At 66.6% G+C, this 25,212-nt stretch carries 20 protein-coding genes; 8 read left to right on the top strand and 12 right to left on the bottom strand.

Annotated features, from left to right (window positions below):
• Window positions 1–909 precede the first annotated feature (909 nt).
• Complete coding sequence (locus tag U0C82_RS18165) at window positions 910–2,130, top strand: MFS transporter (protein WP_322189177.1); 1,221 nt, start codon at window positions 910–912, stop codon at window positions 2,128–2,130.
• 98 nt (window positions 2,131–2,228) lie between these two features.
• On the opposite strand, the gene grpE is transcribed toward U0C82_RS18165, so the two are convergent.
• The 4 genes from grpE to metH all read right to left on the bottom strand — a co-directional run bounded on the left by grpE (window position 2,229) and on the right by metH (window position 8,937).
• On the bottom strand, window positions 2,229–2,921 hold the full coding sequence (gene grpE, locus U0C82_RS18160; protein WP_322189175.1) for a nucleotide exchange factor GrpE: 693 nt from the start codon (window positions 2,919–2,921) through the stop codon (window positions 2,229–2,231).
• 176 nt (window positions 2,922–3,097) lie between these two features.
• Window positions 3,098–4,201, bottom strand: coding sequence for a heat-inducible transcriptional repressor HrcA (gene hrcA, locus U0C82_RS18155; protein ID WP_322189173.1), 1,104 nt, complete (start codon window positions 4,199–4,201; stop codon window positions 3,098–3,100).
• 118 nt (window positions 4,202–4,319) lie between these two features.
• Window positions 4,320–5,135 (bottom strand): 3'(2'),5'-bisphosphate nucleotidase CysQ family protein, encoded by an 816-nt coding sequence (locus U0C82_RS18150; protein WP_322189171.1) that lies wholly within the window; start codon window positions 5,133–5,135, stop codon window positions 4,320–4,322.
• 49 nt (window positions 5,136–5,184) lie between these two features.
• Window positions 5,185–8,937 carry a methionine synthase gene (gene metH, locus U0C82_RS18145; RefSeq protein WP_322189183.1) on the bottom strand — a complete coding sequence of 1,251 codons (3,753 nt, stop codon included), beginning with the start codon at window positions 8,935–8,937 and terminating at the stop codon, window positions 5,185–5,187.
• Between the two features lie 195 nt (window positions 8,938–9,132).
• Between metH and U0C82_RS18140 the strand changes: the two genes are divergently transcribed.
• Window positions 9,133–9,753 carry a Uma2 family endonuclease gene (locus tag U0C82_RS18140; RefSeq protein ID WP_322189169.1) on the top strand — a complete coding sequence of 207 codons (621 nt, stop codon included), beginning with the start codon at window positions 9,133–9,135 and terminating at the stop codon, window positions 9,751–9,753.
• Between the two features lie 55 nt (window positions 9,754–9,808).
• On the opposite strand, the gene U0C82_RS18135 is transcribed toward U0C82_RS18140, so the two are convergent.
• Complete coding sequence (locus U0C82_RS18135) at window positions 9,809–10,747, bottom strand: alpha/beta hydrolase (RefSeq protein WP_322189166.1); 939 nt, start codon at window positions 10,745–10,747, stop codon at window positions 9,809–9,811.
• 4 nt (window positions 10,748–10,751) lie between these two features.
• On the bottom strand, window positions 10,752–11,843 hold the full coding sequence (gene corA, locus U0C82_RS18130) for a magnesium/cobalt transporter CorA (protein WP_322189164.1): 1,092 nt from the start codon (window positions 11,841–11,843) through the stop codon (window positions 10,752–10,754).
• A gap of 179 nt (window positions 11,844–12,022) precedes the next feature.
• Between corA and U0C82_RS18125 the strand changes: the two genes are divergently transcribed.
• Window positions 12,023–12,346: an HNH endonuclease gene (locus U0C82_RS18125; protein ID WP_322189162.1), complete on the top strand. Its 324-nt coding sequence runs from the start codon at window positions 12,023–12,025 to the stop codon at window positions 12,344–12,346.
• Between the two features lie 41 nt (window positions 12,347–12,387).
• Here the strand turns inward: U0C82_RS18125 and U0C82_RS18120 are convergent, their stop codons facing one another.
• Window positions 12,388–13,230 (bottom strand): DUF1206 domain-containing protein, encoded by an 843-nt coding sequence (locus U0C82_RS18120; RefSeq protein WP_322189160.1) that lies wholly within the window; start codon window positions 13,228–13,230, stop codon window positions 12,388–12,390.
• A gap of 302 nt (window positions 13,231–13,532) precedes the next feature.
• Between U0C82_RS18120 and mnmE the strand changes: the two genes are divergently transcribed.
• The 3 genes from mnmE (at window position 13,533) to U0C82_RS18105 (ending at window position 17,130) form a co-directional block, all read left to right on the top strand.
• Window positions 13,533–14,975, top strand: a complete 1,443-nt coding sequence (mnmE, locus tag U0C82_RS18115) for a tRNA uridine-5-carboxymethylaminomethyl(34) synthesis GTPase MnmE (protein ID WP_322189158.1) — start codon at window positions 13,533–13,535, stop codon at window positions 14,973–14,975.
• A 207-nt stretch (window positions 14,976–15,182) separates the two neighbouring features.
• Window positions 15,183–16,553, top strand: a complete 1,371-nt coding sequence (locus tag U0C82_RS18110) for an MFS transporter (RefSeq protein WP_416186723.1) — start codon at window positions 15,183–15,185, stop codon at window positions 16,551–16,553.
• Window positions 16,554–16,617: 64 nt separating this feature from the next.
• Entirely contained in the window at window positions 16,618–17,130 is a 513-nt protein-coding gene (locus tag U0C82_RS18105; protein WP_322189155.1) for a DUF411 domain-containing protein, read from the top strand.
• A gap of 94 nt (window positions 17,131–17,224) precedes the next feature.
• On the opposite strand, the gene smpB is transcribed toward U0C82_RS18105, so the two are convergent.
• The 4 genes from smpB to U0C82_RS18085 all read right to left on the bottom strand — a co-directional run bounded on the left by smpB (window position 17,225) and on the right by U0C82_RS18085 (window position 21,132).
• Entirely contained in the window at window positions 17,225–17,698 is a 474-nt protein-coding gene (gene smpB, locus U0C82_RS18100; RefSeq protein WP_322189153.1) for an SsrA-binding protein SmpB, read from the bottom strand.
• A 90-nt stretch (window positions 17,699–17,788) separates the two neighbouring features.
• Window positions 17,789–18,670, bottom strand: a complete 882-nt coding sequence (gene dapA, locus U0C82_RS18095; RefSeq protein WP_322189151.1) for a 4-hydroxy-tetrahydrodipicolinate synthase — start codon at window positions 18,668–18,670, stop codon at window positions 17,789–17,791.
• Window positions 18,671–18,925: 255 nt separating this feature from the next.
• On the bottom strand, window positions 18,926–19,744 hold the full coding sequence (gene eutC / locus U0C82_RS18090; protein WP_322189149.1) for an ethanolamine ammonia-lyase subunit EutC: 819 nt from the start codon (window positions 19,742–19,744) through the stop codon (window positions 18,926–18,928).
• Window positions 19,741–21,132 (bottom strand): ethanolamine ammonia-lyase subunit EutB, encoded by a 1,392-nt coding sequence (locus U0C82_RS18085; RefSeq protein WP_322189147.1) that lies wholly within the window; start codon window positions 21,130–21,132, stop codon window positions 19,741–19,743. The genes eutC and U0C82_RS18085 overlap by 4 nt, the downstream gene beginning before the upstream one ends.
• 326 nt (window positions 21,133–21,458) lie before the next feature.
• On the opposite strand from U0C82_RS18085, the gene U0C82_RS18080 reads away from it, so the two are divergent.
• Window positions 21,459–23,660 carry a lytic transglycosylase domain-containing protein gene (locus tag U0C82_RS18080; RefSeq protein WP_416186722.1) on the top strand — a complete coding sequence of 734 codons (2,202 nt, stop codon included), beginning with the start codon at window positions 21,459–21,461 and terminating at the stop codon, window positions 23,658–23,660.
• A 162-nt stretch (window positions 23,661–23,822) separates the two neighbouring features.
• On the opposite strand, the gene U0C82_RS18075 is transcribed toward U0C82_RS18080, so the two are convergent.
• The gene (locus U0C82_RS18075) at window positions 23,823–24,725 is read right to left on the bottom strand and encodes a LysR substrate-binding domain-containing protein (protein ID WP_322189143.1); all 903 of its coding nucleotides are present in this window, start codon (window positions 24,723–24,725) and stop codon (window positions 23,823–23,825) included.
• A gap of 128 nt (window positions 24,726–24,853) precedes the next feature.
• Here U0C82_RS18075 and U0C82_RS18070 point away from each other — a divergent pair, with 128 nt between their 5' ends.
• Window positions 24,854–25,078: a hypothetical protein gene (locus U0C82_RS18070; protein WP_322189141.1), complete on the top strand. Its 225-nt coding sequence runs from the start codon at window positions 24,854–24,856 to the stop codon at window positions 25,076–25,078.
• Window positions 25,079–25,212: the final 134 nt, after the last annotated feature.

Here is a 25,212-nt window from a genome sequence, read left to right as displayed (position 1 = left end):
AAACGCCGGGAGCCGCCCAAACGCCGCCCACGTCTCTCTTTCTTCTCGATTTCATAACCAACTTGTCAAAGATCACGCCAAACCAAATCAGCGCCGGACAACCAACCAAACCCCAAAAGGCCAGCATTCATCCGTTTTTCGGAAAAAGCAGATCAACCCCACCCCGAGATACCCGGGCTGGCGAACCGCTTCGCCGATATAGAGAGACGACACCGAAGGTTCAAGACCCTCGAAACATCCCCGAACCAACTCCGCCGAAACCCCGGAAGAACCAGTCCAGTGCCTGACGCCAGAACGAGCTGGAGAGCTCGCCGGCGGCGCCTGCGCCGTCGATGAGCGGTGTATAGGCCGAACCAATCCAAACCGTCAACACCAAAATCAAAGAAAATCACCCAGCCCAAAAAAACCCCAAACCAAACCAACAGCCCGGAAAATAAGCTCCACCAACGTCACCAATCCGTCACCAATCCAGCAAAACATCACCCCCCAACGCAAAACACAGCCCAGCCAAAACCAAACCTTGAACAATCAGAAGTGCGGGATCACTTGCAAAACGTGTCCGCCCGCTCCGAAGAAAATCCGGGCGATCCGGCGCCAGCGAAGGCGGGACGGCTGACCGCCCCAACCGCACGCAGCCGCATGGGAGAGGCGGACCGGTCTCGCCACGGCGACAGGACGGGCGCCGGGGCGGGCTTCCGATCGTCACTCGGGCGCCCGGCGCGGCACGGCAGTCGGCGACGGAACGGCGATCGGACAGGGGGAGGACATCGGTCCGGGGCGCATTCCGGCCTGCCTCGTCAAAACGTCACTTGCACAATTTGGGCGAACGCGGCACGCGGTGCGGAACGAAGGACGCCGCGGCGGACGGGTCGGCAGCCCGGCCCGCCTGCGGCCGAGGGGGACCGGCAGGTGACAACAGACAAGGCCTCGGACCCGCACACCAGGCTCAGACATGCGCGAATCGCGGTCAGCCTGGCATTCTTCGTGAACGGCTTCGGCCTCGGCAGCTGGACGCCGGAGGTTCCGGTCATCGGCGACAGGCTCGGACTGACCCCCGCGACCTACGGCTTCATGGTGCTGATCTTCGGTCTGGGCGCCGTCAGCGCCATGCCTCTCGTCGGTGCCGCGATCGCCCGGTACGGCTCCAGACCGGTGACGATCGCCATGCAGGCCCTTCTCGCGCTCGCCATCGTCTCGCTGACGGCGGCCCCTCACCCCATCCTCACCATCGTCGCTCTGTTCCTGTTCGGCGTCGGGCTCGGCGGCATGGATGTCGCGATCAACGCCAATGCGGTCTCGGTCGAGCGGGCGCTCTCGCGGGCCATCATGTCGTCCTGTCACGGCTTCTGGTCGCTGGGCGCGTTCGCCGGCGCGGGGGTGGGCGGCACGCTGATCGTCAGCTTCGGCCCCACCGGGCATACGGCGATCGTCGCCCTCGTCTGCACGGCCTGCCTTGCCTATGTCGTCCCGCACCTGTGGGCGGATCGGCGCGCGGAGGCGCCCGTTACCGGCTCGGCTGGCACGAAACCATCCGTCCGGGCCCTGATCGTCAAGCAGCGCGGACCGCTTCTGTTCAGCGTCGTCATCGGCATCATGGCGCTGGCGGGTTTCGTGCAGGAGGGCGTCGTCATCGACTGGAGCGCGGTCTATCTGCGCGAAGAGCTCGGCGTGACGCTCGCCGCGTCCGGCTTCGGCTTTGCCGCCTTCTCGATCGCGATGGCCCTGTTCCGGTTCGTCGGCGACGGCATTCGCGAGCGGTTGGGAGCGGTGAAGACCGTGCGCCTCTCGCTGCTCGTCGCCCTCGCCGGCCTGTCGGTTCTGATCATCGCCGACACGCTCACAACGGCGCTCGCGGGATTTCTGATTCTCGGCGTCGGGCTGTCGAACGTGGTGCCGATCGCGTTTTCGGCCGCCGGCAACGTCAAGGGACTGGCCGACGGGACCGGCATCTCGATCGCCTCGGCCATCGCCTATTCCGGCGGCCTCGTCGCGCCCGCGCTCGTCGGGCTGTTCGCCGACGCGTTCGGCTTCTCGACGATCTTCATGGCGCTCGCGCTGCTGTGCCTCGGGATCATCCTGTCGGCTCATCTCCTTCGCGGAGCCGACCGGGCGAATGCCGCCGAGGTCTGAAGGACGCGTCAACGACCGCACCGCACAACAACGCCCCGCAACCGGACCGGCTGCGGGGCGTCTCGTCCTTCGCGGATCGTCACCGATCGGCCTCGCGCTCAGAGCGCGCTGCCGGGCTCGCTTCCCTGACCGCTGGTCGCATTGGTCTGCAGGTCCTCGCCATCGTCCTGGCCATCCTCGGCCTTGCGGGCACCGGCCTTCGGGCCGCCCTTGGCGACCCCGACCATCGCCGGGCGCAACACCCGCTCGCCGATGGCGTAGCCTGCCTGGACCACCTGAACGACGGTGTTGTTCGGAACGTCCGGGTTCGGAACCTCGAACATGGCCTGGTGGAAGTTCGGATCGAACTTCTGGCCTTCCGGCTCGAGCTTCCTGACGCCGTGCTTCTCGAGCGATGCCTGGAGGCTGCGCTCGGTCATCTCGACGCCCTCGATCAGGGCCGTCATGCCGTTCTCGCCGCCCGCACGCGCCTCGTCGGGCACGGCCTCGACGGCGCGGCGCAGATTGTCGGCGACGGACAGGACCTCGCGGGCAAAGTTGGTGACGGCGTAGATGCGGGCATCCCTCACCTCGCGCTCGGTGCGCCGACGCAGGTTCTCCATGTCGGCCGCAAGACGCAGAAGCCGATCCTTCACATCCTCGTTCTCGGTCTCGAGCGCGACGATGCGGGCCTCGTAGCGCTCGGCTGCCGCCTCGTTCTCTTCCGCCGCCTCGGACTCGGCGTAGGAAAAGGCCTCGTCATCTTCGCCCTCGACGTTTGCGAATTCGCTTCTGCCGGTCTCGCTCATCATGCGTGGCTCTCGTCCTTCGTCAGTCTTCGTGGGTTCGCGCGCCGGGCCCCGACCCTCCTTCGAAGATGGATCATCGCCCCGACGCTCTCGATTCTCATCGCGATCATGTCTCGCGCATATCGAATTGAACGGCCGGAAAATCAAGCCTGCCCCCGGTCGATCGGCATAATCGCCGGTCAGGCCCGGGACAGGAGGCGGGAGACGAGCCGTGCGGTGTAGTCGACCATGGGAACGATCCGGCGATAGTTCAGCCGCGTCGGGCCGATGACGCCGACCGCGCCGATCACCCGCTCCGGGCCGCTGCCCGCGGTCTCGTTGGCGTAAGGGGCGACGACGAGCGAGGATCCGGAAAGCGAGAACAGCGTGTTCTCCGAACCGATGAAGATGCGCACCCCGTCACCCTTCTCGGCCAGCCCGAGAAGCTCGATCATGCCGCTCTTGGTCTCCAGATCATCGAACAGGAGACGCAGCCGTTCCAGATCCTCAGCCGCGGTGACGTTTTCGAGGAGATTGGCCCGCCCCCGCACGATGAGCCGGGACGGCTGGCCGGCGCTCGCACCGGACCACACCGCAAGTCCCTGCTCGACGAGCTGCTGCGACAGGACATCGAGAGCGGCGGTCGTGTCGGTCTTCAACTGCCCGATGCGCAACCGCGCTTCCGCAAGGGTGCGTCCCGCCACATGGGCGTTGAGAAAATTGGCCGCTTCCACCAGTTGCGACGGCGTCACCCCCGCCGGCAGATCGAAGAGCCGGTTCTCGACCTCGCCCTTCTCGCCGACCAGCACGGCCAGCGCCCTTGTCGGCTCCAGCCGGATGAACTCGACATGCTTGAGGCGCAGGTCCGAGGTCGCGGTCAGGACGATGCCGGCGCCGCGCGAGAGCCCCGACAGAAGCTGGCTGGCTTCGGTGAGAAGCGCGTCGAACGGGCGGCCGTCGCCGGCCAGGCGAACCTTTTCCTCGATCTCCTCGCGCTCGGAATGGCCGAGATCGCCGACTTCCAGAAAGGCGTCGACGAAGAAGCGCAGGCCGAGCTCGGTCGGCATCCGGCCAGCGCTGATATGGGGGGAGTAGATGAGGCCGAGCGATTCCAGGTCGCTCATGACGTTGCGCACCGAGGCCGGCGAGAGCGATGTCGTCAGGAGCTTGGACAGCATGCGCGAACCGACCGGCTCGCCCTGATCGAGATAGCTTTCGACGATTAGCCGGAAGATCTCCCGCGAGCGGGCATCGAGCGGATGGGGATGCGGAAGATCGCCGTGCGGGTGCTTCAGTTCGGTCATGGCCTCAGGTGAACAAGCATCGAAGGCCTTAGCATAGGCAGGCCGATGCCGGACTTAAAGCCCGCTTCGAACCGCCGGCCGAAAGATCGCCCGGCCGCCCCGGCCGGAAAGCCTGACGTCAGGACCCGGTGATGATGCCCTTGCGCTTCAGCAGCGCCGGATCGCCGAGCGCGACGAAGAAGCCGTTGGCGAAGACGTCTTCGCCCGGCCGATGGGTCCGGCCGTAGACGAGCGGCTTGCCGGCCGGGGTCACCATGCGCCCGCCCGAAGCGCGCAGCACCGCATCGCCCGCCGCCGTGTCCCACTGCATGGTCCGCCCGAAGCGCGGATAAAGGTCCGCCTTGCCCTCGGCGATCAGGCAGATCTTCAGGGACGAGCCCACCAATTTCATGCGCGCGACGCCGAGACCCTCCAGATAGGTCCTCGTCGGTCCGCTGAGATGATTGCGGCTCGCCACCACATCGAGCGCGGCACCGGCCGTGCGCACGGCGAGCTTCGTCGTCCGGCCGCCCAGTTCGAGCACGGGTTCGAGGCCGAGTCCCCCGTAATAGACGGCGCCGGTTTCCGGCACGCCGACACAGCCGAACACCGGCACGCCGTTCTCGATGACGGCGATGTTCACCGTATAGTCGGGTTTGCCGGCGATGTAGCTTTTCGTGCCGTCGAGCGCATCGACCAGGAAGAAGACCGCGCCGACATCGGGGATGCGGCCTTCGCAGAACCGCTCCTCGGCGATGATCGGCGCCTGGAAACGGGCTTCGAGATGGTTGGTGATCGCCTTTTCGGCGGCCCTGTCGGCGACGGTGACGGGCGAATCGTCCAGCTTGTACTCGACCTGCACCGCCGCCTTCTGGCCGACGATCGCGGCCATGCCGAGCCGGACGGCGGCGATGATCTCGTGCGGATCGATGTCCGCCGTCGTCGGGGGCGTCAAAGGCGGGTCTCCGCGCGGTTTCGTGACGGACGGGTGCGTTCGAAGGCCGCTATTCGGCGGCCTCCGCCGCGACGGGTGCGGCCTGCTTCGGCACGTAGTTGAGGACCGGGCCGAGCCAGCGCTCGATCTCCTCGACCGGCATGCCCTTGCGGTGGGCATAGTCGAGGACCTGATCGCGCTCGACCTTGGCGACGCCGAAATAATAGCTCTCCGGATGGCCGATATACAGCCCCGAGACCGACGATCCCGGCCACATGGCGAAGCTCTCGGTCAGCCGCACGCCGATCTTGGCTTCGGCGTCGAGCAGCGCGAACAGGGTTTCCTTCTCGGTGTGGTCCGGCTGGGCCGGGTAGCCCGGCGCGGGCCGGATGCCGGCATAGGTCTCGGCGATCAGCTCCTCGTTCGAGATCGCCTCGTCCGGCGCATAGCCCCAGAACTCCTTGCGCACGCGCTCGTGCATGCGTTCGGCGAACGCTTCGGCGAAACGGTCGGCCAGCGCCTTCACGAGGATCGCGGCGTAATCGTCGTTGGCCTTGGCGAAGCGGTTGGCGATCGCCTCCTCCTCGATGCCGGCCGTCACGACGAACCCGCCGACATAGTCCTTTTTGCCGCTGTCCCTCGGGGCGACGAAATCGGCCATGGCCACGTTCGGCCGGTCGCCACGCTTGGTGAGCTGCTGGCGCAGCGTGTAGAAGGTCGCCAGCTCGTCGGTCCGCTCGTGGTCGGCGTAAAGACGGATGTCGTCGCCGACGGAATTGGCCGGCCAGAAACCGACGACGGCCTTCGGCTTGAACCATTTCTCGTCGATGATCTGCTTCAGCATGGCCTGGGCGTCGTCCCACAGCGAACGGGCGGTCTCGCCCTGACGCTCGTCCGTGAGAATGTCGGGATAGCGGCCCTTGAGCTCCCACGCCTGGAAGAACGGCGTCCAGTCGATGCAGGCGGCGAGGTCTTCAAGGTCCCAGTCCTCGAACACGCGCACGCCTTCGAGCGCCGGCCGCACCGGCTCGTAAGCCTCCCAGTCGATCTTCACCGGATTGGCGCGGGCCTCGGCAAGGCTCAGGCGCTTCTTGTCGCGCTCGGAGCGCAGATGCTTCTCGGCGACCTCGGCATATTCGGTGCGCACCTTCTCGATCGCCGCGACGCGATGCTCCTTCGACAAAAGGTTCGAGACGACGCCGACGGCGCGGGACGCGTCGTTGACGTGCACGGCCTGGCCGCGCTCGTAGGCCGGATGGATCTTCACCGCCGTGTGGACACGGCTGGTCGTCGCCCCGCCGATGAGCAGCGGAATGTCGAAGCCCTGGCGCTCCATCTCGGCGGCGACGTTCACCATCTCGTCGAGGGACGGGGTGATGAGGCCGGACAGGCCGATGATATCGACCTTCTCGTCGCGCGCGGTCTGCAGGATCCTGGCCGCGGGCACCATGACGCCGATGTCGATGACGTCGTAATTGTTGCAGGCCAGGACGACGCCGACGATGTTCTTGCCGATATCGTGCACGTCGCCCTTCACGGTCGCCATCAGGATCTTGCCCTTGGCTTCCTGCTTGCCGCTCTTCTCCGCCTCCATGTACGGATTGAGATAGGCGACGGCCTGCTTCATGACGCGCGCCGACTTCACGACCTGGGGCAGGAACATCTTGCCGGCACCGAACAGGTCGCCGACGATGTTCATGCCGTCCATCAGCGGGCCTTCGATGACGTGGAGCGGGCGTGTCGCCTCGCGGCGGGCCTCTTCCGTATCCTCGATGATGAATTCGGTGATGCCGTTGACGAGCGCGTGGGACAGGCGCTCCTTCACCGGCTTCTCGCGCCAGGACAGGTCCTTCTCCTTGCCCTTGGAGCCGCCCTGCCCCTTGTAGCGCTCGGCGAGTTCCAAAAGGTTTTCGGTCGGGCTGATCCCGTTCGCCGGCTTGCGGTTGAGGACGACGTCCTCGCACGCCTCGCGCAGTTCCGGGTCGATCGCGTCGTAGACGACGAGCTGACCGGCATTGACGATGCCCATGTCCATGCCCGCCTGGATGGCGTGATAGAGGAACACGGCATGCATCGCCTCGCGCACCGGCTCGTTGCCGCGGAACGAAAAGGACAGGTTGGACACGCCGCCGGAAATGTGGACGTGCGGAAGGGTGTCGCGGATCTCGCGGGTCGCCTCGATGAAGTCGACGCCGTAATTGTCGTGCTCCTCGATTCCCGTCGCGACCGCGAAGATGTTGGGATCGAAGACGATGTCTTCCGGCGGGAATCCGACCTCGTCGACGAGAATGCGATAGGCGCGCGTGCAGATCTCGACCTTGCGCTCCTTCGTGTCGGCCTGGCCCTTCTCGTCGAAGGCCATGACGACGACGGCCGCGCCGTAGTCGCGCACGAGGCGCGCATGCTTGCGGAAAGCGTCCTCGCCCTCCTTCATGGAGATCGAGTTCACCAGCGCCTTGCCCTGGACGCGCTTCAGCCCGGCCTCGATCACCTCGAACTTCGAGGAATCGATCATGACCGGCACCCGCGCAATATCGGGTTCGGAGGCGATGAGGTTCAGATATTCGATCATCACCTGTTCGGAATCGATCAGGCCCTCGTCCATGTTGATGTCGATGATCTGCGCGCCATTCTCGACCTGCTGGCGCGCGACGTCGAGGGCGGCGGCGTAATCGCCGTCCTTGATCAGCTTGCGGAAGCGGGCCGAGCCGGTCACGTTGGTGCGCTCGCCCACATTGACGAACGGAATCTCGGAGGTGAGCGTGAACGGCTCGAGGCCGGAGAGGCGCATCATGGGCTTGCGCGCGGGGACGGCGCGCGGCTTGTACTTCGCGACGGCCTTGGCGACGGCCGCGATGTGATCGGGCGTCGAGCCGCAGCATCCGCCGACGATGTTGACGAGGCCGTCGCTCGCGAACTTCTCGACTTCCGCGCCCATGGCCTCCGGGCTCTGGTCGTACTCGCCGAACTCGTTGGGCAGGCCCGCATTCGGATAGGCGCAGACGAAGGTGTCGGCAACGCTCGCGATCTCGGCGAGATGGTCGCGCATGGCTTCGGCGCCGAGCGCGCAGTTGAGGCCGACGGTGAACGGCTTGGCGTGGCGCACGGAGTTCCAGAACGCGGTCGGCGTCTGGCCGGACAGGGTGCGGCCGGACAGGTCGGTGATGGTGCCGGACAGCATGACCGGCAGCCGCACGCCCATCGCCTCGAAGGTCTCCTCGCAGGCGAAGATCGCCGCCTTGGCGTTCAGCGTATCGAAGATCGTCTCGATGAGGATGATGTCCGCGCCGCCGTCGATCAGACCGCGCAACTGCTCCGCGTAGGCGATGCGCAGATCGTCGAAGGTGACGGCCCGGTAGCCGGGATTGTTGACGTCCGGCGAAATCGAGGCGGTGCGGTTGGTGGGGCCGAGCGCACCGGCGACGAAGCGGCGCTTGCCGTCCTTCTGTTCCGCCCGAAGGCAGGCGCGGCGGGCCAGCCGGGCGCCGTCCCGGTTCAGCTCGTAGACCTGGTCCTCCATGCCATAATCGGCCTGGGCGATGGTCGTGGAGGAAAACGTGTTGGTTTCCAGAATGTCCGCGCCGGCCATCGCGTAGCTGTAATGGATCGCCTCGATCGCCGCCGGCTGGGTGAGGTTGAGGAGATCGTTGTTGCCCTGCAGATGGCAGTCGCAATTGCCGAAGCGATGGCCGCGGAAATCGTCCTCGCCGAGCCCCAGAAGCTGGATCTCGGTTCCCATCGCGCCGTCGAGAACGAGAATGCGCTCCGACACCGCCTTCCGCAGGGCGGCGGCGGCCTCTTTGGGATTGCGCCCCTCGGTCATGGGGCCGAACAGCGTATCGGTCGCGAAGGTCTCGGCGGTGGCGGACATGGTCGTTCCTCGTTCAGGGAGCGCTTACGCTGTCACATAAAGATATGTTTATGTCAACAATCGATGCTGTACGGCTCTGCGTCGTAAGGTGGCCGCTTCTGCCCCGATAATCTAGGCTTGTCCCGCGAAAAGCATTATACTTGGCCCATGTCCGGACTTTCGAACGCCGTCTTCGACCGATACGACACGCCGCCGGGGACCACGCGGGCCGCCGAGGGGCTTGCGCGACGCCGCTTCACGGTCGCGGAGATCGAGGCCTTCGTCGAGGCCGGACTGATCTCGGAGGACGAGCGGTTCGAACTCATCGGCGGGGAGATCGTGCCCATCTCGCCCAAGGGCATTCGCCACAAGCGCCTGAAGATGTGGCTCAATGAAATCTTGATCCGCAATCTTCCCTCTGCCTACGGGGCCAATCCCGAAACCACGTTCCGGCTGTCCGAAGACACGTTTCTCGAACCCGATTTCGTCGTGTTCGATCGGGCATCCGGCCTCGCCGGGCTCAACGGCGAGACCTGCCGTCTCGCGATCGAGATCGGCGTCTCGAGCCTTCGCTACGACCAGGGCCGCAAGGCCGCGATCTACGCCGCCTTCGGCATTCGCGAACTCTGGGTCGTCGATGGCGAAAACCTCACCCTCCGCCTGTTCCGCGAGCCCGGCCCGGACGGCTACGGCCACGTGTCCGATCACGGCGCCGGGGACAGGCTGACGCCGGAGCGCGTGCCGGAGTTTTCGATGCGGCTCGCGGACTATGAGAGCTTCGAAGGCTAGGCTTCGAAGGCTAGGCGCGGCCACATGATCCACGCGCCGCTCGCAAGGCGCCCGTTCATTGCGCCTCCCGCAGGAACGCCGCGACCATCTCCTGCAACTCGCTTCCTTCGTCGATCCAGCCGGCCATCTGGAAGATGCCGTGGATCATCCCGTCGAGGCGATGGCGACGCACGGCGATGCCGGCCTCTTCCAGTCTTTCGCCGAACGCCTCGCCTTCGTCGCGCAAGGGGTCGTGCTCGCACGTCACCAGCAGCGTTCTCGGCAGGCCGGTCAAGTCCGGCGCCATCAGCGGCGAGACGTCGGGCGCGGCGCGGCCTGGTTCATCGGGCACGAACAGGGTGTTCTCGTAGATGAGCGAGGCCTGCGTCATCACATGGCCGGATTCGCTTTTCAGCGAGGCGAAATCCCGGTCCGGCCTCAGATCCGCATTCGGATAGAGCATCACCATCATGTCGGGCAGCGCCTCGCCCGCGTCGCGAAGGGCGATCGCGACAAGGGCCGCAAACATGCCGCCGATGGAATCGCCGCCGATCGCGATGCCGCTGAGCTCGCAGCCCAGTTCGCTCACCCGGTCCATCAGGTCTTTCGTCGCCGCGATGCAATCGTTCTGGGGCATCGGCGAAATGTGCTCGGGCGCCAGGCGGTAATCCACCGATGCGATCACCCGGCCCGAGGCGCGGCAGAGCTGCCGCAGCGCCGTGTCGTGGCTGTCGAGGGAGCCGGCCATCGCGCCGCCGCCATGATACCAGATCAGGAGTTGCGAACGCTCGACCATCGTCGGCTTGTAAAGCCTGACTTTGACAGGCCCCGCCGCGCCGGCGACCTCGATCTCCTCGTCGAGGATCCCGTCGGGGGCGGAACCGGAATAATCGGCCATGGCGCCGGTCATCGCGCGGGCCTGTTCCAGCCTCTGCGCGGCGTCGCGCGGGGTCACCTGGACGGAGGCCTTGCGGCCCAGATCGTCGAGAACCTGTTTGGCTTGCGGTTTCAGCATGGGTTCAGATCCAGCGCCGTTTCTTGAAATAGACGAGCAGTCCGACGGCGATCGTCAGCATGAAGCCGAGCGCCACGGGATAGCCGACGGGCGATTGGGTGAGCGGCATGTTCCACGGCGAGATGTCGGGATTGAAATTCATGCCCCAGAGCCCGGCGAGAAAGCCCAGCGGGATGAAGATCGTGGAAATGATCGTCAAAAGGTTGATCACCTCGTTGGTCTGGGCCGCCGAAAGCGTCATGTGCAGATCCACCAATCCGCTGGCGGTGTCGCGATAGGTGTCGTTCATGTCGATCAGCTGGTCGCAATGATCCTGGACGTCCGCCAGATAGATCTTCGTTTCGTCCGACAGCCAGTGCCGATCGAGCCGGATCAGGGCGTTCAGCGCATCGCGGGTCGGGCGGATGAAACGCTTCAGGGACAGCATCTCGCGGCGTATGGCATGAAGTTCGGGCACCTGGACCGCGTCGACGTTCTGGAAGATCTCGTCCTCGAGCCAGTCGATCCGCGAGGTCTGGAGATCGACGACCGGGAAATAGGCGTCCACCACCGCGTCGATCAGCGCATAGGCGAGATAGTCGGACCGGCCGGCATGAAGCCGCGGCGCGCCCTTCTCGATCCGGTTTCGCACCGGCTCGAAATTGTCGCCCCTGCGTTCCTGGAAGGTCAGGACGAAGCCGTCGCCGAAGAACAGCGACAATTGTTCGGACCCGCCCTCCAGATCCAGCATGCGCATCACGATGAAGACGTGGGATTCATAGGCGTCGCATTTGGGCCGCTGATCGGTGTTGACCACGTCTTCCAGCGCCAGGTCGTGCAGACCGAACGCAGACCCGATGCTGCGAATGAGATCGATGTCGGACAGCCCCGTCAGGTCGAGCCAGACGAGCGGCCAGTCTGCCCGTTTCGAAAGAGCGGTCGCAAGGTCGGTGCCCTCGATCCGCTCGCTGCGCCCGCCCCCGATGCCGAAAAAGGTGAGCGTCGACGCGTCCGCTTCCGGATCGGCGATGAGCTGGCCGGGCGGCGCGCCGATCTGCGAGCGCTTGAGGGTCTCGGTCTTGCGTTTCTTCCGTTTCACGAGGGGGATATGCGCCATTACCGTCCATGCCTGACAATCTGCGTGCGGACTGATCCGCCGTCCAATCCCGTCAACATGCGCGCCTTGCGCTCGGCGGCCAGTCTGCGACTGGAGAAATCGCGGTCGAATGCGGTCGGACCGGGACGCGGCGATGGGTCGCTGGCAACCGGCCGACCCATCGCATATTGTTTGAAACGATGGGAAGAAGAAGCCGCATAGAGGGACCGCCGCCGCCGCGCGAGGACGATGCCGCGCCGGTCGCCTGCTGGCTATGCGGTCGCCCGGTCGGCCGGCGCGTCGAATGGCACCACGCCAAGCCGAAGAGCCGCGGCGGACGCGACACCGTGCCGGTCCATCCGATCTGTCACCGCACCATCCATGCGACCTTTCCGAACCACCAGCTTGCCCGCATGGTGGACGATGACGTGTCGCTTGCCGAACGGCCCGAAATGGCGCCGTTTCTCGACTTCATCGCGGGCAAACCGCCGGATTTTCACGCCCCGACCCGGCGGCGGAAATAATCCGGCGGCCAGCAGCCGTGCCGAACGGGCTGTCGAACGGCCTATTGCGCCATCGCCTTCAGCTTGGCCGCCATCGTCTCGACATCGTCGCCCGAAACGCGCGGCACGATGCGATAGCGCGCATTGACGAAGCAGAAGAGCGAGAAGCCCAGAAGCCCGACGCAGATCGCGGCGACGAGGATCTGGCCGTAGACCTGGCTCGTCAGCCAGGAAAACGCCTTGTCCGAACCGCCCGCTTCGTTCGGATTGTAGTTGAAGCCGGCATTGATGAAGAGAATGCCGACGATGCAGATGACGATGCCCTGCGCGATCAGCCCGGCCTTCAGCACCGGGTTGAAATTCAGCGTGACGGGATTGGCCTGCAGATGTTCGCGATATTTGCCGGCCCAGCCCTTGTACATGTAGTAGAGACCCGCCGCGAAGATCAGTGCTCCGCCGCCCATGACGATCCACCGCCCCCCCGGCAGGCCGAGAACCCATCCGACGATCTTCGGTCCCGACGATCCGCCGCTCTCGCCCGAAGATCCGAGAAACAGAAGCGAGAAGGCAAGGGCGCCGAGGCCCAGATGGATGATGCCGGTGATCGCCATTCCGACGCGCGCGCCGATGCCCTTGAGGCTCGCGCCGCGACATTCCAGATCGTAGAGGGCGGCCACGAGCCGCCAGAGGGCATAGGCGAACATGCCGATGAAGATCAGGAACAGGACGGCCGTGCCCCAGGCCGAGTCCTCCAATTGCCCGAACGCGGACGAGGTGCCCTTGGCCTGCCCGCCCCACCAGATGGCGTAAAGTGAAAATCCCGCCACCACGAGATAGACGATGCCGCGCCCGGCATAGCCCGCCCGCATGACCGGAACGGCCCAGGATAAATCGGTCTGACCCATATGAAACTCCCTGACGCCGCCGCGAACTCCCTTGCCCGGGCGGTTCGTCCCTTCGATCATGAACTCGTGTTCGGCGGCGGTTTGTCGAGGGCACGGCGCGAATAAGGGCTTTCCGACCGCAACCTTGGTCCCGCTGGAAGGCCGTGCCGCGCTGCCGTCTCCATCGCTTCGGAGCCCGGCAGGCCGCCCTGTCGACGCCCGCACAGTCCGATGTCCTTCGCGCGGCCTTGCGCAGGGCCCGCCAAGCTGGTTCTTTCGACAGACGGACCATCCCTCACGACCGACAGCCCGCGAGTTCGCCCATGTATTCCGATACGATCGCAGCCCTTTCGTCCGGCGCCCTGCCCTGCGGCGTCGCGGTCGTGCGGGTGAGCGGGACGAAGGCCAGCGTCGTGATGACGACGCTGGCGGGCGCGCTGCCGACGCCGCGCCATGCGAGCCTTCGAACCTTCCGGGCCCGCGACGGCACCCCCATCGACAAGGGTATCGCCCTCTTCTTCGACGGACCGGCGACGGCGACCGGCGAGGACATCGCCGAGTTCCACCTGCATGGCGGGCGGGCGGTCGTCGCCGCCTTCCTCGACGCAGTGGCCCGGATCGACGGCGTGCGCCTTGCGCAGGCGGGCGAATTCACCCGCCGCGCCTTCGAGAACGGCCGGATGGACCTGACCGAAGCCGAAGGGCTCGCAGATCTCCTCGCCGCCGAGACCGAAGGCCAGCGGCGGGCCGCATTCGCGCAGGCCGGCGGCACGCTGCGGACCCTCTACGAGGGATGGATGACGCGGCTGACGAGGGCCCGCGCAATGGTCGAGGCCTCCTTCGACTTTGCCGACGAGGGCGATGTCGGGGATCGGGCCGACGCCGGCGTGCGGGACGCCGTCGCGGGCATTCGCGAGGCCATCGGCCTTCATCTGGACAAGGCCGGACGCGGCGAGATCCTGCGGTCGGGCTTCAAGGTCGCGATCGTCGGGGCGCCCAATGCCGGCAAGTCCAGCCTTCTCAACGCGCTCGCCGAGCGCGAGGCCGCCATCGTCACCGACGTTCCGGGGACGACGCGCGACGTGATCTCGGTCACCCTCGATCTGGCTGGCGTTCCGGTCATCCTCTCCGACACGGCGGGCATTCGTCATACGCGCGATGCGGTTGAGGCGATCGGGATCGCCCGCGCCCGTGCGGCGATGGCCGAAGCCGACCTGATCCTGGCGCTGGAAGACCCCGCCCAGACGCCGGGGCCATTGTCCCGTCTGAAGGGCCTGCTTTCCTACGTCAAACCCTCGCTCGGAGCGGTCGGTCACGCCATCGAGGAGAACGATCGCGAAAGCGCCAGCGCGGCAGGCGCGCCGAACGCCAAGCGCGATGTCCTGACGGTGCGCACGAAGGTCGATCTGGCCGGCGGCGGCGACACAAGAGGCCACGCCCACCATCTGGAGGAAGGCGGCTACGATTTCGCGATCTCCGCAACGACCGGCGCCGGTCTCTCGGCGCTCGTCGAGGCGATCGCGTCGAAGGCGCGCAGCGCGGTCGGCGATCCGGAGAATGTGATCCCGCTGCGCGTTCGCCAGCGCGAGCTCCTGCAGGATACCGCGCGGATCCTGTCGGAGTTCCTCGCCACGCCCGACATGCCGGCCGAAATAGCGGCGGAGACCCTGCGCCGGGCCTCGAACCGGCTCGGCGCCCTGACCGGCCAGGTCGGCGTCGAGGATCTTCTCGATGTGATCTTCTCGGAATTCTGCATCGGCAAATGAGCGCCGTGACGGGTCACGGGCTGTCCTCGCACGGCCGTTCCCTGGTACGAACTGCTGCCGTCATGCGAACGAAGGTCGACCGCCGCCCTCCCCCGCACGGCCGCTTGCCCGTTCGCCCATCGCCCATCCGGAGACCCGGCCTTGGCCCTCACCCATGAAACCCCGCCCTACGCCGAACCGCTGAGGAAACCCGCCGTATGGGGCTGGATGTCGTTCGATTTCGCGGCCCAGCCCTTCTTCACCGTGGTCCTCACCTTCGTCTTCGGCCCCTACTTCGTGTCGCAACTCGCCCCGGACCCGGCGACCGGCCAGACCGCCTGGAGCCTTGCGGCAACGATTGCCGGTCTCTGCGTCGCCATTCTCTCGCCGGTGCTCGGCGCCGTCGCCGACCGGGCCGGGCCGCGAAAGCCCTGGATCGGGGGGTTCGCCTGCCTCCAGATCGCAGCCCTCGTCATGCTCTGGTTCGTGGCCGCGCCGGGCTCGAGCCTCCTTCTCGCCGCCGCCGTCATCGTCGTCGCGCAGGTCTCGGCCGAATTCTCGATCGTCTTCAACGACGCGATGCTGCCGCGCCTCGTCTCCCGGCGAAAGATCGGCAAGGTGTCGAACACGGCCTGGGGCCTCGGCTATGCCGGCGGCATCGTCTTCCTCGTCTTCGCGCTCGGCTGTCTCGCCGGCTCTCCGGAGACCGGCCTCACGCTCTTCGGGTTCGAACCGCTTTTCGGGCTCGACCCGGCCCTCGGCGAGGGCGCCCGGTCGACGGGCCCCCTCGCCGCGCTGTGGTATCTCGTCTTCCTCCTGCCGCTGTTCTTCCTGACGCCGGACCGCGCCGGCCGCGAGCCCTTGAAGAGCGCGATCGGCCAGGGCCTGTCGGACCTCAAGGCGACCGCGCGCGAGATCAGGGGCCGGATGGAACTCCTGAAGTTCTTCTTCGCGCGCATGCTGTACCAGGACGGGGTCAACGCGCTTCTCGTCCTGGGCGGGGCGTTCGCCGCCGGCATGTTCGGCTGGTCGATCATCGAGATCGGCCTGTTCGGCGTGATCCTCAACCTCACGGCGATTCCCGGCTGCATCTTCGCCGGCACGCTTGCGACGAAGCTCGGCTCGAAGCGTCTCGTGGTCCTGTCGGTCTCGGCGCTCGTCGTCGCGACCCTCGGCCTCGTCTCGACCAGCCCCACGACGACGCTGTTCGGCCTCGTCACGTTCGCCGAAGCGACTGCGACGGGCCTCTTCGCCAGCGGGGCGGAGAAAGCCTACATTCTCTGGGGGCTTCTCGTGGGCGCCGCGTTCGGCCCGGTGCAGGCATCATCGCGGGCCTGGCTTGCCGAGAGCGTCACGCCGGACGAGGCCGGCCGCTATTTTGGCTTCTACGCCCTCATCGGACGGGCGACGAGCTTTCTCGCGCCCGCATCGGTCGCCGGGCTGACCGCGTTCGCGGCGAGCCAGACCGATCCCGTCACCGCATCGCGCATCGGTATGAGCGCGATCGTCGCGTTCTTCGTCGCCGGGCTTCTCATCCTCGCCTTCACCAGGGGTCCTGCGCAGCAGCGACATGATGGCGCTGGGTTCCAGGCACCATGACATCGGCACGATTGCCGGTTACCCATCGCGGCAGGCCATCATCAACAGGACGACGAGGACGAACATGACAGCCCGACCGCTCACCCGCCGCGCCCTGCTTCTGGGAGGCGCAGCCTTCGTCATCGCCTCCACCGGACTGTCGCGCGCCTTCGCGGCGGCCGATCCCGTTGCCGATGGCGGTACCGGGGCCGCCCCGAACCGGACGATCGCGGTCTTCGCCTCCCCCAGCTGCGGCTGCTGCAAGGGCTGGGTCGAGCATGTGCGCGCCAACGGATATGCGGCCGACGTCACCTATGTCGACGACGGTGCGCTGAACCAAAGGAAGGACGCGGCCGGACTGACGGCCGAGACCCGGTCCTGCCACACGGGGTTCATCGCGGGCTACGTCATCGAAGGCCATGTGCCCGCCGCCGAGATCGATCGCCTGCTCGCCGCACGGCCCGAGGCTCTCGGCCTCAGCGTTCCCGGCATGCCGATGGATGCGCCGGGCATGGGCACGGGATCGACGCCCTACGAGGTGCTGCTGCTGAAAGCCGACGGCACGAGCGAGGTGTTCGCGCGCTACCCGATGGTCTGAGGGCGAAACGACGCTCTTGCAAAAGCCGCGAAGCCTTGGGGCTGGCGTGTCACCGATCACTGGCCCCGCGCCAGCCGTGGCAGCCGAACCCGCCTCAGCCTTCCTTCATCAGGCGCTGCTTCTGGCGGTTCCACTCGCGCTCCTTGATGGTCTGGCGCTTGTCGGGGGCGTTCTTGCCCTTGGCCAGCGCCAGTTCCAGCTTTGCCGTGCCATTGTCGGTGAAGTAGATCTTCAACGGCACGAGGGTCATGCCGTCCCGCTGGACGGCGCCGGCAAGGCGGTTGAGCTGGGCCTTGTGGACGAGCAGCTTCCGGCGGCGCTTCGGATTGTGGTTGAAGCGATTGGCCTGCAGATATTCCGGCAGGTTGGAATTGATCAGCCAGAGTTCGCCCTGCTCTTCCGTCGCATAGGCCTCGGCGATCGAGGCCTTGCCTTCGCGCAGGGATTTCACTTCCGTGCCCGTCAGCTGAAGCCCCGCTTCCAGCGTATCGATGATGGCGTAGTTGAAACGCGCCTTCCGGTTTTCGGCGGCGACATTGCTTCCGCTGGACTTCTTCTTTTTCGCCATTCGCTTCTGGAAGAACGCATCCGCGCCTTCGGCCTTTCCGGTCGTCCGTGGGAGTTCGGCCCCTTAAGATTGGGCAAGGACCCGCAAGTTTCAATCGATCAGGCCGGCATGGCGAAGGGCGTCGTCGATGACGCCGGCCGTCTCGTCGGTCACCGGCACCATCGGCGAGCGAAGAAGGTTGCGGCACCTGCCGATCTTCGACAGGGCATATTTCACGCCTGCCGGGTTCGGCTCGATGAACAGCGCCTTGTGCAGGGGTCCGAGCCTGTCCTGATAGGTCAGCGCCTTGGCGTAGTCGCCGGCGGCGCACGCCGCCTGCATGTCCGCGCACAGCCTCGGCGCGACGTTCGCCGTCACCGAGATGCAGCCGACGCCGCCATGGGCGTTGAAGCCGAGCGCCGTCACGTCCTCGCCGGACAGTTGCACGAAATCCGGCCCGCACAGCTGGCGCTGCTCGGTCACCCGGTCCATTTTCGCCGTCGCATCCTTCACACCGACAATGTTGGAAAAATCGTTGGCAAGCCGCGCCATCGTCTCCGGTGTCATGTCGATGATCGACCGACCCGGAATGTTGTAGATGAAGACCGGGATCGAGACCGCCCCGGCGACCGCCGCGAAATGGGCATAGAGGCCGCGCTGGTTCGGCTTGTTGTAATAGGGTGTGACGACGAGGACGCCGTCCGCGCCGGCCTGTTCGGCGAAGGTCGCGAGCGAGATGGCTTCCGCCGTGCTGTTGGAGCCCGCACCCGCCATCACCGGCACCCTGCCGTTCGCGGTCTTGATGCAGAGCTCCACCACCTGCCGGTGCTCGGCATGGGTCAGCGTCGGTGTCTCGCCCGTGGTCCCGACCGGAATGAGCCCGGACGAGCCTTCCGCGATCTGCCAGGTGATGAAGTCCTGATAGCCGGCCTCGTCGAACGCGCCGCTTTCGGTGAACGGCGTGATCGTCGCCGGCATCGAACCCTTGAACATGGTTGCCTCTTCGTATCTCCCGACGAGGCGGCGACATCTTGCGATCGCGAACGCGCCCCGACCGGCCTCTCCCGGCCGTTTGAACCTGAACGAGGCGGATACACCGTCGCAAGGGAAAATGCCAATGGGGATCGGTAATTGCACGGATGGAAGAGACCCGCGCAGGCACGAAACGCTTGGGCATCGCAGCCTTCGGCGATCGGCACCGGGCTTTCGGCAGGAAGCTTCCATCGGGCGCCTTCCCGCCGCGCCGCGTCAGTCCTCGATGCGCTTTGCCTCGTCCCGCCGGGTCACGCCCGCATAACCCCGTTCGCGGGCCGTTTCGATGAGATCGGCGATGCGGCGCGCGGCGTCCCGGGGTTTCAGGCCGCCGCTGCGGATGTTGGAGACGCAGAAGCGCTCGGCGTCTTCCATATCGGGACGCGGCTGGTGGGTGACGTAGGCGCCGAGGGAATCGGCGGCCGACAGGCCGGGTCGCTCGCCGATGAGGACGAGAACGGTCTCGCAGGACAGGGCGATGGCGATATGGTCGCCAAGCGCCACGCGGGCGCCGGTCGCAAGGACGAGCCGCATGTCGAGATCGCACACCGTCTTCAGCGCCTCGACGGTCTCGACCGCGTTGAGATTGACGGCGGTCGCCGAAAGCCCGTCGGCAACGACGATGGCGAGATCCCCGCCGGCCTCGACCTCCAGCTCGTGCCGGCTGTCCACGTCGAGCAGTCTGCCGAGATCGGGCCGCGCCAGATAGTGCGTGCGGTCCCCCGCCTGGCTCGTCGCCCGGAACGGTTCGAAGCCGAGGGCCGCGAACGATGCCGACAGGCTTTCGATGTCGAGCGCGGAATGGACCGCGTCCCGCGCCATGGCATGGTCGAGCGCAAACCTCAGATGCGGCGCGGTCGGCAATCCCGACCGTGCGCGCCCAAGCGCGATCCGCGCATCGGTCCGGTCCTTCAGCCGGGTTAGCCGGTCCGGCGGCGCGACGATGGCGGGCGCCAACGCAACCGCCGCGGTATCGCCCCGCTCGTGCTCGGTGCGCTGGACGTCGTCGCCGTGATCGTCGTGATCGGTGCTCATCTGGCCTCCAGAAGCGTCTCGACCCGGTCGAACGCCGCCGCGAGCGCATTCGGTGCCGGGATCAGGGCGCCATTGTCGTCCATCATGCCCTGGCGCACCATCCAGTCCAGGAATTCCGGTGCCGCCTTCAGGCCCATCGTCTCGCGCGCATAGGCCAGATCGTGATGGGAAAGGCTCTGATAGTTCAGCATGATGTCGTCGGCGCCCGGCACGGTGATGACGAAATTGACGCCGGCGGCGCACAGGAGCGTCAGGAGGACGTCCATATCGTTCTGGTCGGCCTCGGCATGGTTCGTGTAGCAGACGTCGACACCCATCGGCAGACCGAGAATCTTGCCGCAGAAATGGTCTTCGAGCCCGGCCCTTATGATCTGCCGGCCGTCGAAGAGATATTCCGGACCGATGAAGCCGACGACGGTGTTGACGAGGAGGCAGTCGAAGGCTCGGGCGAGCGCGTAGGCACGCACCTCCATCGTCTGCTGGTCGACGCCGTGATGACCGTTGGCCGAGAGCGCCGAGCCCTGGCCGGTCTCGAAATAGAAGCAGTCCGACCCGATCGTGCCCCGGTTGAGGCTGCTGGCCGCGTCCTGCGCCTCGCGCAGGACGCCGAGGCTGACGCCGAACGAGCGATTGGTCTTGGCCGATCCGCCGATCGACTGGAAGACGAGGTCGACCGGCGCCCCGGCCTCGATCGCCTCGATCGCGGTCGTCACATGGCCGAGGCAGCAGGTCTGGGTGGGAATGTCGTAGGCCGCGCGCACATCGTCGAGAATGCGGCAGACGCGGCCATAGTCCTCGACGCTGTCCGTCGCCGGATTGACGCCGAGGACGGCGTCGCCCGAACCCATGACGAGCCCGTCGACAAGGCTTGCCGCAATGCCGAAGCTGTCGTCGGTCGGATCGTTCGGCTGGTTGCGCGCCGAAAGCCTTCCCGGCAGGCCGACGGTCGAGCGGAAGCGCTTCACCACCTTGCGCCGGGCGGCGATGGCGATCAGATCCTGGTTGCGCATCAGCTTGCAGACCGCCGACACCATTTCCGGTGTCAGCGCATAGGTCAGGCGTTCGAGTTCGGCGGGGTCCGCGCAGAGCAGATGCTCGCGCAGTTCGCCCACGGTCAGCGAGGCCACGCGCGAAAACGCGCGCGCATCGTGCTGGCCGGCGATGAGGTCGGACACCCAGTCGTCGACCTCGGGCATCAGCTCGAGTCCCGCGAAAATCTTCAGCGGCATGTCGGCGAGGCAATGCTGGGCCGCGACGCGCTCGAGCGCGCTCGACGCGGCGATGGCCGCCAGATGGTCGCCCGATCGCTCGGGCGAGGCCTTGGCGAGCAGGGTTCGCAGGTCGGCGAAGGCGAAGGTCTGCCCCGCCAGGGAGGTTTTCAGTGCCATTTCGGGTTCCGGTTCAGGTTCCGCATGGGGCCGACGGGAGCTTCGCGCGCCCGCCGGCCGAACACAATGGTTCGCAAACCGCCACCCTGCGCAAGGAGAAGGCAGCCCGCTTCGATCGCGCAACCGTGAACGGCGCGTCGTCGCAGGTCTTAAAAGAAGCCGTAACGGCTCCTTAAGTGTAGTCGTGAGAGATTTCGCAACCATCCCGACGCCGCAGGGCGATCTTCGGTGTTCGTGGTTTCACGGGTGTGAAGCGCACGACGCAAAGGTCGGCCCGGGACGCGGCACACGCGAAACACGCCAAGAAAAGACGTTCCTCGCCCATGATGCCAGCCGCCTCCTTCCGCCGCCGTCTGCTTCTTACCGCCGCGCTTCTGGCCGCCGCCGCAACGCCCGCCTCCTCGCAAGGGGTGCCGGTCCCGGTCGACCGTCCCGGCACGACGGATCGGATCACCACCGGCTCGACGGTTCTGGCGACGGGCGACCTGCGCACCGGCGGATCGGGCCTCGACCCGTGGCGGTTCGGGCGCGAGGTCACCGCCCCGGCGAACCCGCTGACGCGTGCGGCACCGTCCGCGCTCCCCGCATCGGCAGGCGCCTTCGCCGCCTCGCTTGCGGCGACCGGCGCCCGCACCAGCGCCATCGCGCCCATTCGCGGCGGGCTGAAGGACGGGCTCCAGGCGCTTTCCGACCGTAACGAGACGAGGGCCCGCGCCATCCGCGAGGGGCTCGCCCGCGGCACGCTCGATCACAAGATCCTCACCTGGGCCATCGCGCTCTCGGGCGCCGCCAACGTCCCGTCCTACGAGATCGCGGCCGCGTCCGCCGAGCTTGCGGGCTGGCCGGGCATGGCGACCTTGCGCGAGAACTCGGAAAAAGCCCTCTGGCGCGAGAAGCAGCCGGCGGCCAACGTGCTGCGCGCCTTCTCCACCGGCGCTCCCGAAAGCCCGGAAGGCACGATGGCGCTGGCCAGGGCCCATCTGCAGAGCGGCAATACCAGCCAGGCGAGGACGATCATCTCCCGCCTCTGGCGCGAGGACCGGATGGAGCGGGCGAACGAAACCGCGGTCCTGTCGAATTTCGGATCGCTGCTGACGCGCGACGATCACCGCCACCGCATGGCCGCGCTGCTTTATCGCGATCGCATCGCCGACGCGGACCGGGTGCGCAATCTCGCCGAGGCGACCTCGCTCTTCCGGGCCTGGTCGGCGGCGATTCGCGGCGACGGCAATACCGGCGCGCTCCTGTCCCAGGTGCCGCAGGACCAGCGGGCCACCGGCTACCAGTTCGCCACGCTCGAGCATCTGCGCAAGTCCGGCCGCATCTCCGATGCCGCCAACCTGCTTCTGAACGCGCCGCGCGATCCGCGCGTTCTCATCAATCCCGACGCCTGGTGGAACGAACGCCGGATCATCGCCCGCGATCTCCTCGACCTCGACCAGCCCAAGCTCGCCTATCAGGTGGTCGCCGGCCATTCGGCCGAGGACGATGTCGAGCGGGCCGAAGCCGAATTCCACGCCGGCTGGATCGCGTTGCGCTTCCTGCGCGACGCGCGCAAGGCGCACGGCCATTTCGCCAACATCCTGAAAGTCTCTTCCAAGCCGATCTCGCTGTCGCGCGGCTATTACTGGCTCGGCCGGGCGGCCGAAGCGGGAGGCGGCGGCAACGCGGCCGGCTATTTCGCGGAAGCTGCGCGCCACTCGACCACCTATTACGGGCAGCTTGCGGCCAACCGGCTGGGCCGTTCGCCCGGCCAGATCGCCTATCCGAACCCTTCGGGCGCCGACCGCCAGCGCTTCGACCGGCGCGAAGCGGTGCAGGCGATCCGCCGCCTCGAGGCGATCGGATCGCACTGGCGGGCCGATACCTTGTACCGGGATCTTGCACGCGAACTGGACAGCCCCGGAGAGCTCGCCCTGCTCGCCGTGATGGCCGAACGGCGCGGCGACCACAATCTCTCGCTCACGGTCGGCAAGCTTGCCAGCTATCGCGGCGTCGATGCGCCGGCGCTGGCCTATCCGGTCGGCGTCATTCCGGCCTCCGCCAACATCTCGTCCGCCGGCAAGGCCCTTGCCTATTCGATCGCGCGGCAGGAAAGCGCCTTTAATCCGAACGCCCGGTCGGGCGCCGGTGCGCTCGGGCTTTTGCAGCTGATGCCGGGAACCGCCCGCGCGGTGGCCGGGCGCGCCGGCCTGCCCTATTCGCAAGCCCGCCTCACCAGCGATCCGGGCTACAATGCCACGCTCGGCGCGCGCTTCCTCGGCGAGCAGATCGCCGATTTCGGCGGCTCCTATGTCCTGACCTTCGCCGCCTACAATGCCGGCCCGCGCCGGGCGAAGGAGTGGATCGACCGGTTCGGCGATCCGCGCGGCAAGTCGCTCGACGAGGTCGTGGACTGGGTCGAGCGGATCCCCTTCGGCGAGACCCGCGCCTATGTGCAGCGCATCATGGAGAATTATCAGATCTACAAGATCCGCCTCGGCGCCCCGTTCTCGATCGAGAAGGATCTGCGCTTCGGGCGTTCGTGAACCGGGCGCCCGCCCGAACCTTCGGCCCTGCCGGAGCCTGACCGACCGTTCGGTGTCGCTCGCCGGCGCCCCGGGGCACCGGACCGGCCCGCAGCTTCGATCGTCCGCGCAGCCGATGCGGGATCGCGAAAACCGATCGCGCGCGGTGACGCCGTGACGCCGTCAGGCGGCGGCCATCACCGCCTCGAAGCCCGGCCGTTCCGCAAAGGTCGCGGCAATGACCTCCGCCAACGCCTCGACGGCTTCGCTTGGCCGATCCCTTTTCAGCAGGGCCACCTCGTAGCGCGCGAGCGGCGGAAGCCCCTCCTCCTCGCCAAAGCGGCGAAGGGGCGCGGCGACATGGCTTTCGGGCAAGGGGGCGATGGCGAGATCGGCAAGGGCGGCCGCGATCTGCGGCTGGGAATGCTCGCTGGAATAGGCGATGCGGAAATTGCGCCCGGCCTCCTCCAGCGCCTTCAGGGCGATATCGCGCCACGCGCATCCGGCTTGCGCGAGCGCCAGCGGCAAGGGGTCCCGCTCGACCGCGACCCCATGGCGCAAGCCTGCCCACACCAGTTGCTCGGTGTGGACGATGCGGTGCGCGCGCGTTCCGTAATCGGTGCAGGACATGACCGCGAGATCGAGACTGCCCCGGTCGAAAAGCCGACGCAGCTCGTCGCTCGTCCGCAGGCGCACGTCGATCTCCACATGCGGATGGATCGCGGCGAAGCGCTGGAGGATCTGCAGTATCGCGATATGGCCGATATCGTCCGGCGCGCCGAAGACGATCCGCCCTTCCATCGCCGGTTTCAGGAAGTGACCGACCGTCTCGGCGTTGAGCTGCAGCATGCGGCGGGCAAAGCCGCAGAGAATCTCGCCGTCCGCCGTCGGCGTGACGCTCCGCCCCTGCCGGATGAACAACTCGCGCTGGAGCACCGCCTCGAGCTTCTTAACCTGGACGCTGACCGCAGAAGGCGTGCGCCCGATCCTCTCGGCCGCCCGGGTGAAGCTCGCGGTCTCGCAGATCGCCACGATGGTTTGCGCGACATCGATCTCGATCAGGATGTTCGGGGAGACGGCGTTCATGTTCAGGCAATCCGGACCATGTCATGGATGAATTTCATTCACGGCATCTATGCGCTCTTTTCGCTGGATTCAACGAATCGAGTGTGTGAGGTGACCACGAAAATGGCATGCAGCAAGGAAATAAGGCAGTGTGGTTCAATCATAAGACGGTCATCTTCGGCGCCAGCAAGCCCCGCACGCCCGGGACGCCCGCCCCGTCCGGCAAGCCCAGGTTCACGGCCGATCCCGGCCGCGAGCAATTGGCCGATCTCGGCCTGGAAGCGAACGGTTCGTTCGCGACCAAGGCGACCATTGCCAGCCGCATCCTTCACGAGTGCCGGTTCACCGGCTATCGCGGCGAAACGCTCGCCTGAACGGCGGTTTTCCGGCAAATCTCCGGCCTTGCGAAAAAGACTGGAGATTTCGTGTCACGAGGGGTTCACATTCTGCGAACCCTCGCATAGATAGGGCTCACCGAACGAAGCGCGATTCGCAAGTTCGGCATTGG

Source organism: Fulvimarina uroteuthidis, assembly GCF_034321785.1.
Taxonomy (GTDB): Bacteria; Pseudomonadota; Alphaproteobacteria; order Rhizobiales; family Rhizobiaceae; genus Fulvimarina; species Fulvimarina uroteuthidis.
This window is presented reverse-complemented; position numbering and strand designations above follow the sequence as displayed.

Excerpts from the sequence above, each read along its gene's own strand:
- grpE (WP_322189175.1), bottom strand. The coding sequence starts at position 2,921 with ATGATGAGCGAGACCGGCAGAAGCGAATTCGCAAACGTCGAGGGCGAA.
- hrcA (WP_322189173.1), bottom strand. The coding sequence starts at position 4,201 with ATGACCGAACTGAAGCACCCGCACGGCGATCTTCCGCATCCCCATCCG.
- metH (WP_322189183.1), bottom strand. The coding sequence starts at position 8,937 with ATGACCGAGGGGCGCAATCCCAAAGAGGCCGCCGCCGCCCTGCGGAAG.
- U0C82_RS18140 (WP_322189169.1), top strand. The coding sequence starts at position 9,133 with ATGTCCGGACTTTCGAACGCCGTCTTCGACCGATACGACACGCCGCCG.
- U0C82_RS18135 (WP_322189166.1), bottom strand. The coding sequence starts at position 10,747 with ATGCTGAAACCGCAAGCCAAACAGGTTCTCGACGATCTGGGCCGCAAG.
- corA (WP_322189164.1), bottom strand. The coding sequence starts at position 11,843 with ATGGCGCATATCCCCCTCGTGAAACGGAAGAAACGCAAGACCGAGACC.
- U0C82_RS18125 (WP_322189162.1), top strand. The coding sequence starts at position 12,023 with ATGGGAAGAAGAAGCCGCATAGAGGGACCGCCGCCGCCGCGCGAGGAC.
- U0C82_RS18120 (WP_322189160.1), bottom strand. The coding sequence starts at position 13,230 with ATGGGTCAGACCGATTTATCCTGGGCCGTTCCGGTCATGCGGGCGGGC.
- mnmE (WP_322189158.1), top strand. The coding sequence starts at position 13,533 with ATGTATTCCGATACGATCGCAGCCCTTTCGTCCGGCGCCCTGCCCTGC.
- U0C82_RS18110 (WP_416186723.1), top strand. The coding sequence starts at position 15,183 with ATGTCGTTCGATTTCGCGGCCCAGCCCTTCTTCACCGTGGTCCTCACC.
- U0C82_RS18105 (WP_322189155.1), top strand. The coding sequence starts at position 16,618 with ATGACAGCCCGACCGCTCACCCGCCGCGCCCTGCTTCTGGGAGGCGCA.
- smpB (WP_322189153.1), bottom strand. The coding sequence starts at position 17,698 with ATGGCGAAAAAGAAGAAGTCCAGCGGAAGCAATGTCGCCGCCGAAAAC.
- dapA (WP_322189151.1), bottom strand. The coding sequence starts at position 18,670 with ATGTTCAAGGGTTCGATGCCGGCGACGATCACGCCGTTCACCGAAAGC.
- eutC (WP_322189149.1), bottom strand. The coding sequence starts at position 19,744 with ATGAGCACCGATCACGACGATCACGGCGACGACGTCCAGCGCACCGAG.
- U0C82_RS18085 (WP_322189147.1), bottom strand. The coding sequence starts at position 21,132 with ATGGCACTGAAAACCTCCCTGGCGGGGCAGACCTTCGCCTTCGCCGAC.
- U0C82_RS18080 (WP_416186722.1), top strand. The coding sequence starts at position 21,459 with ATGCCAGCCGCCTCCTTCCGCCGCCGTCTGCTTCTTACCGCCGCGCTT.
- U0C82_RS18075 (WP_322189143.1), bottom strand. The coding sequence starts at position 24,725 with ATGAACGCCGTCTCCCCGAACATCCTGATCGAGATCGATGTCGCGCAA.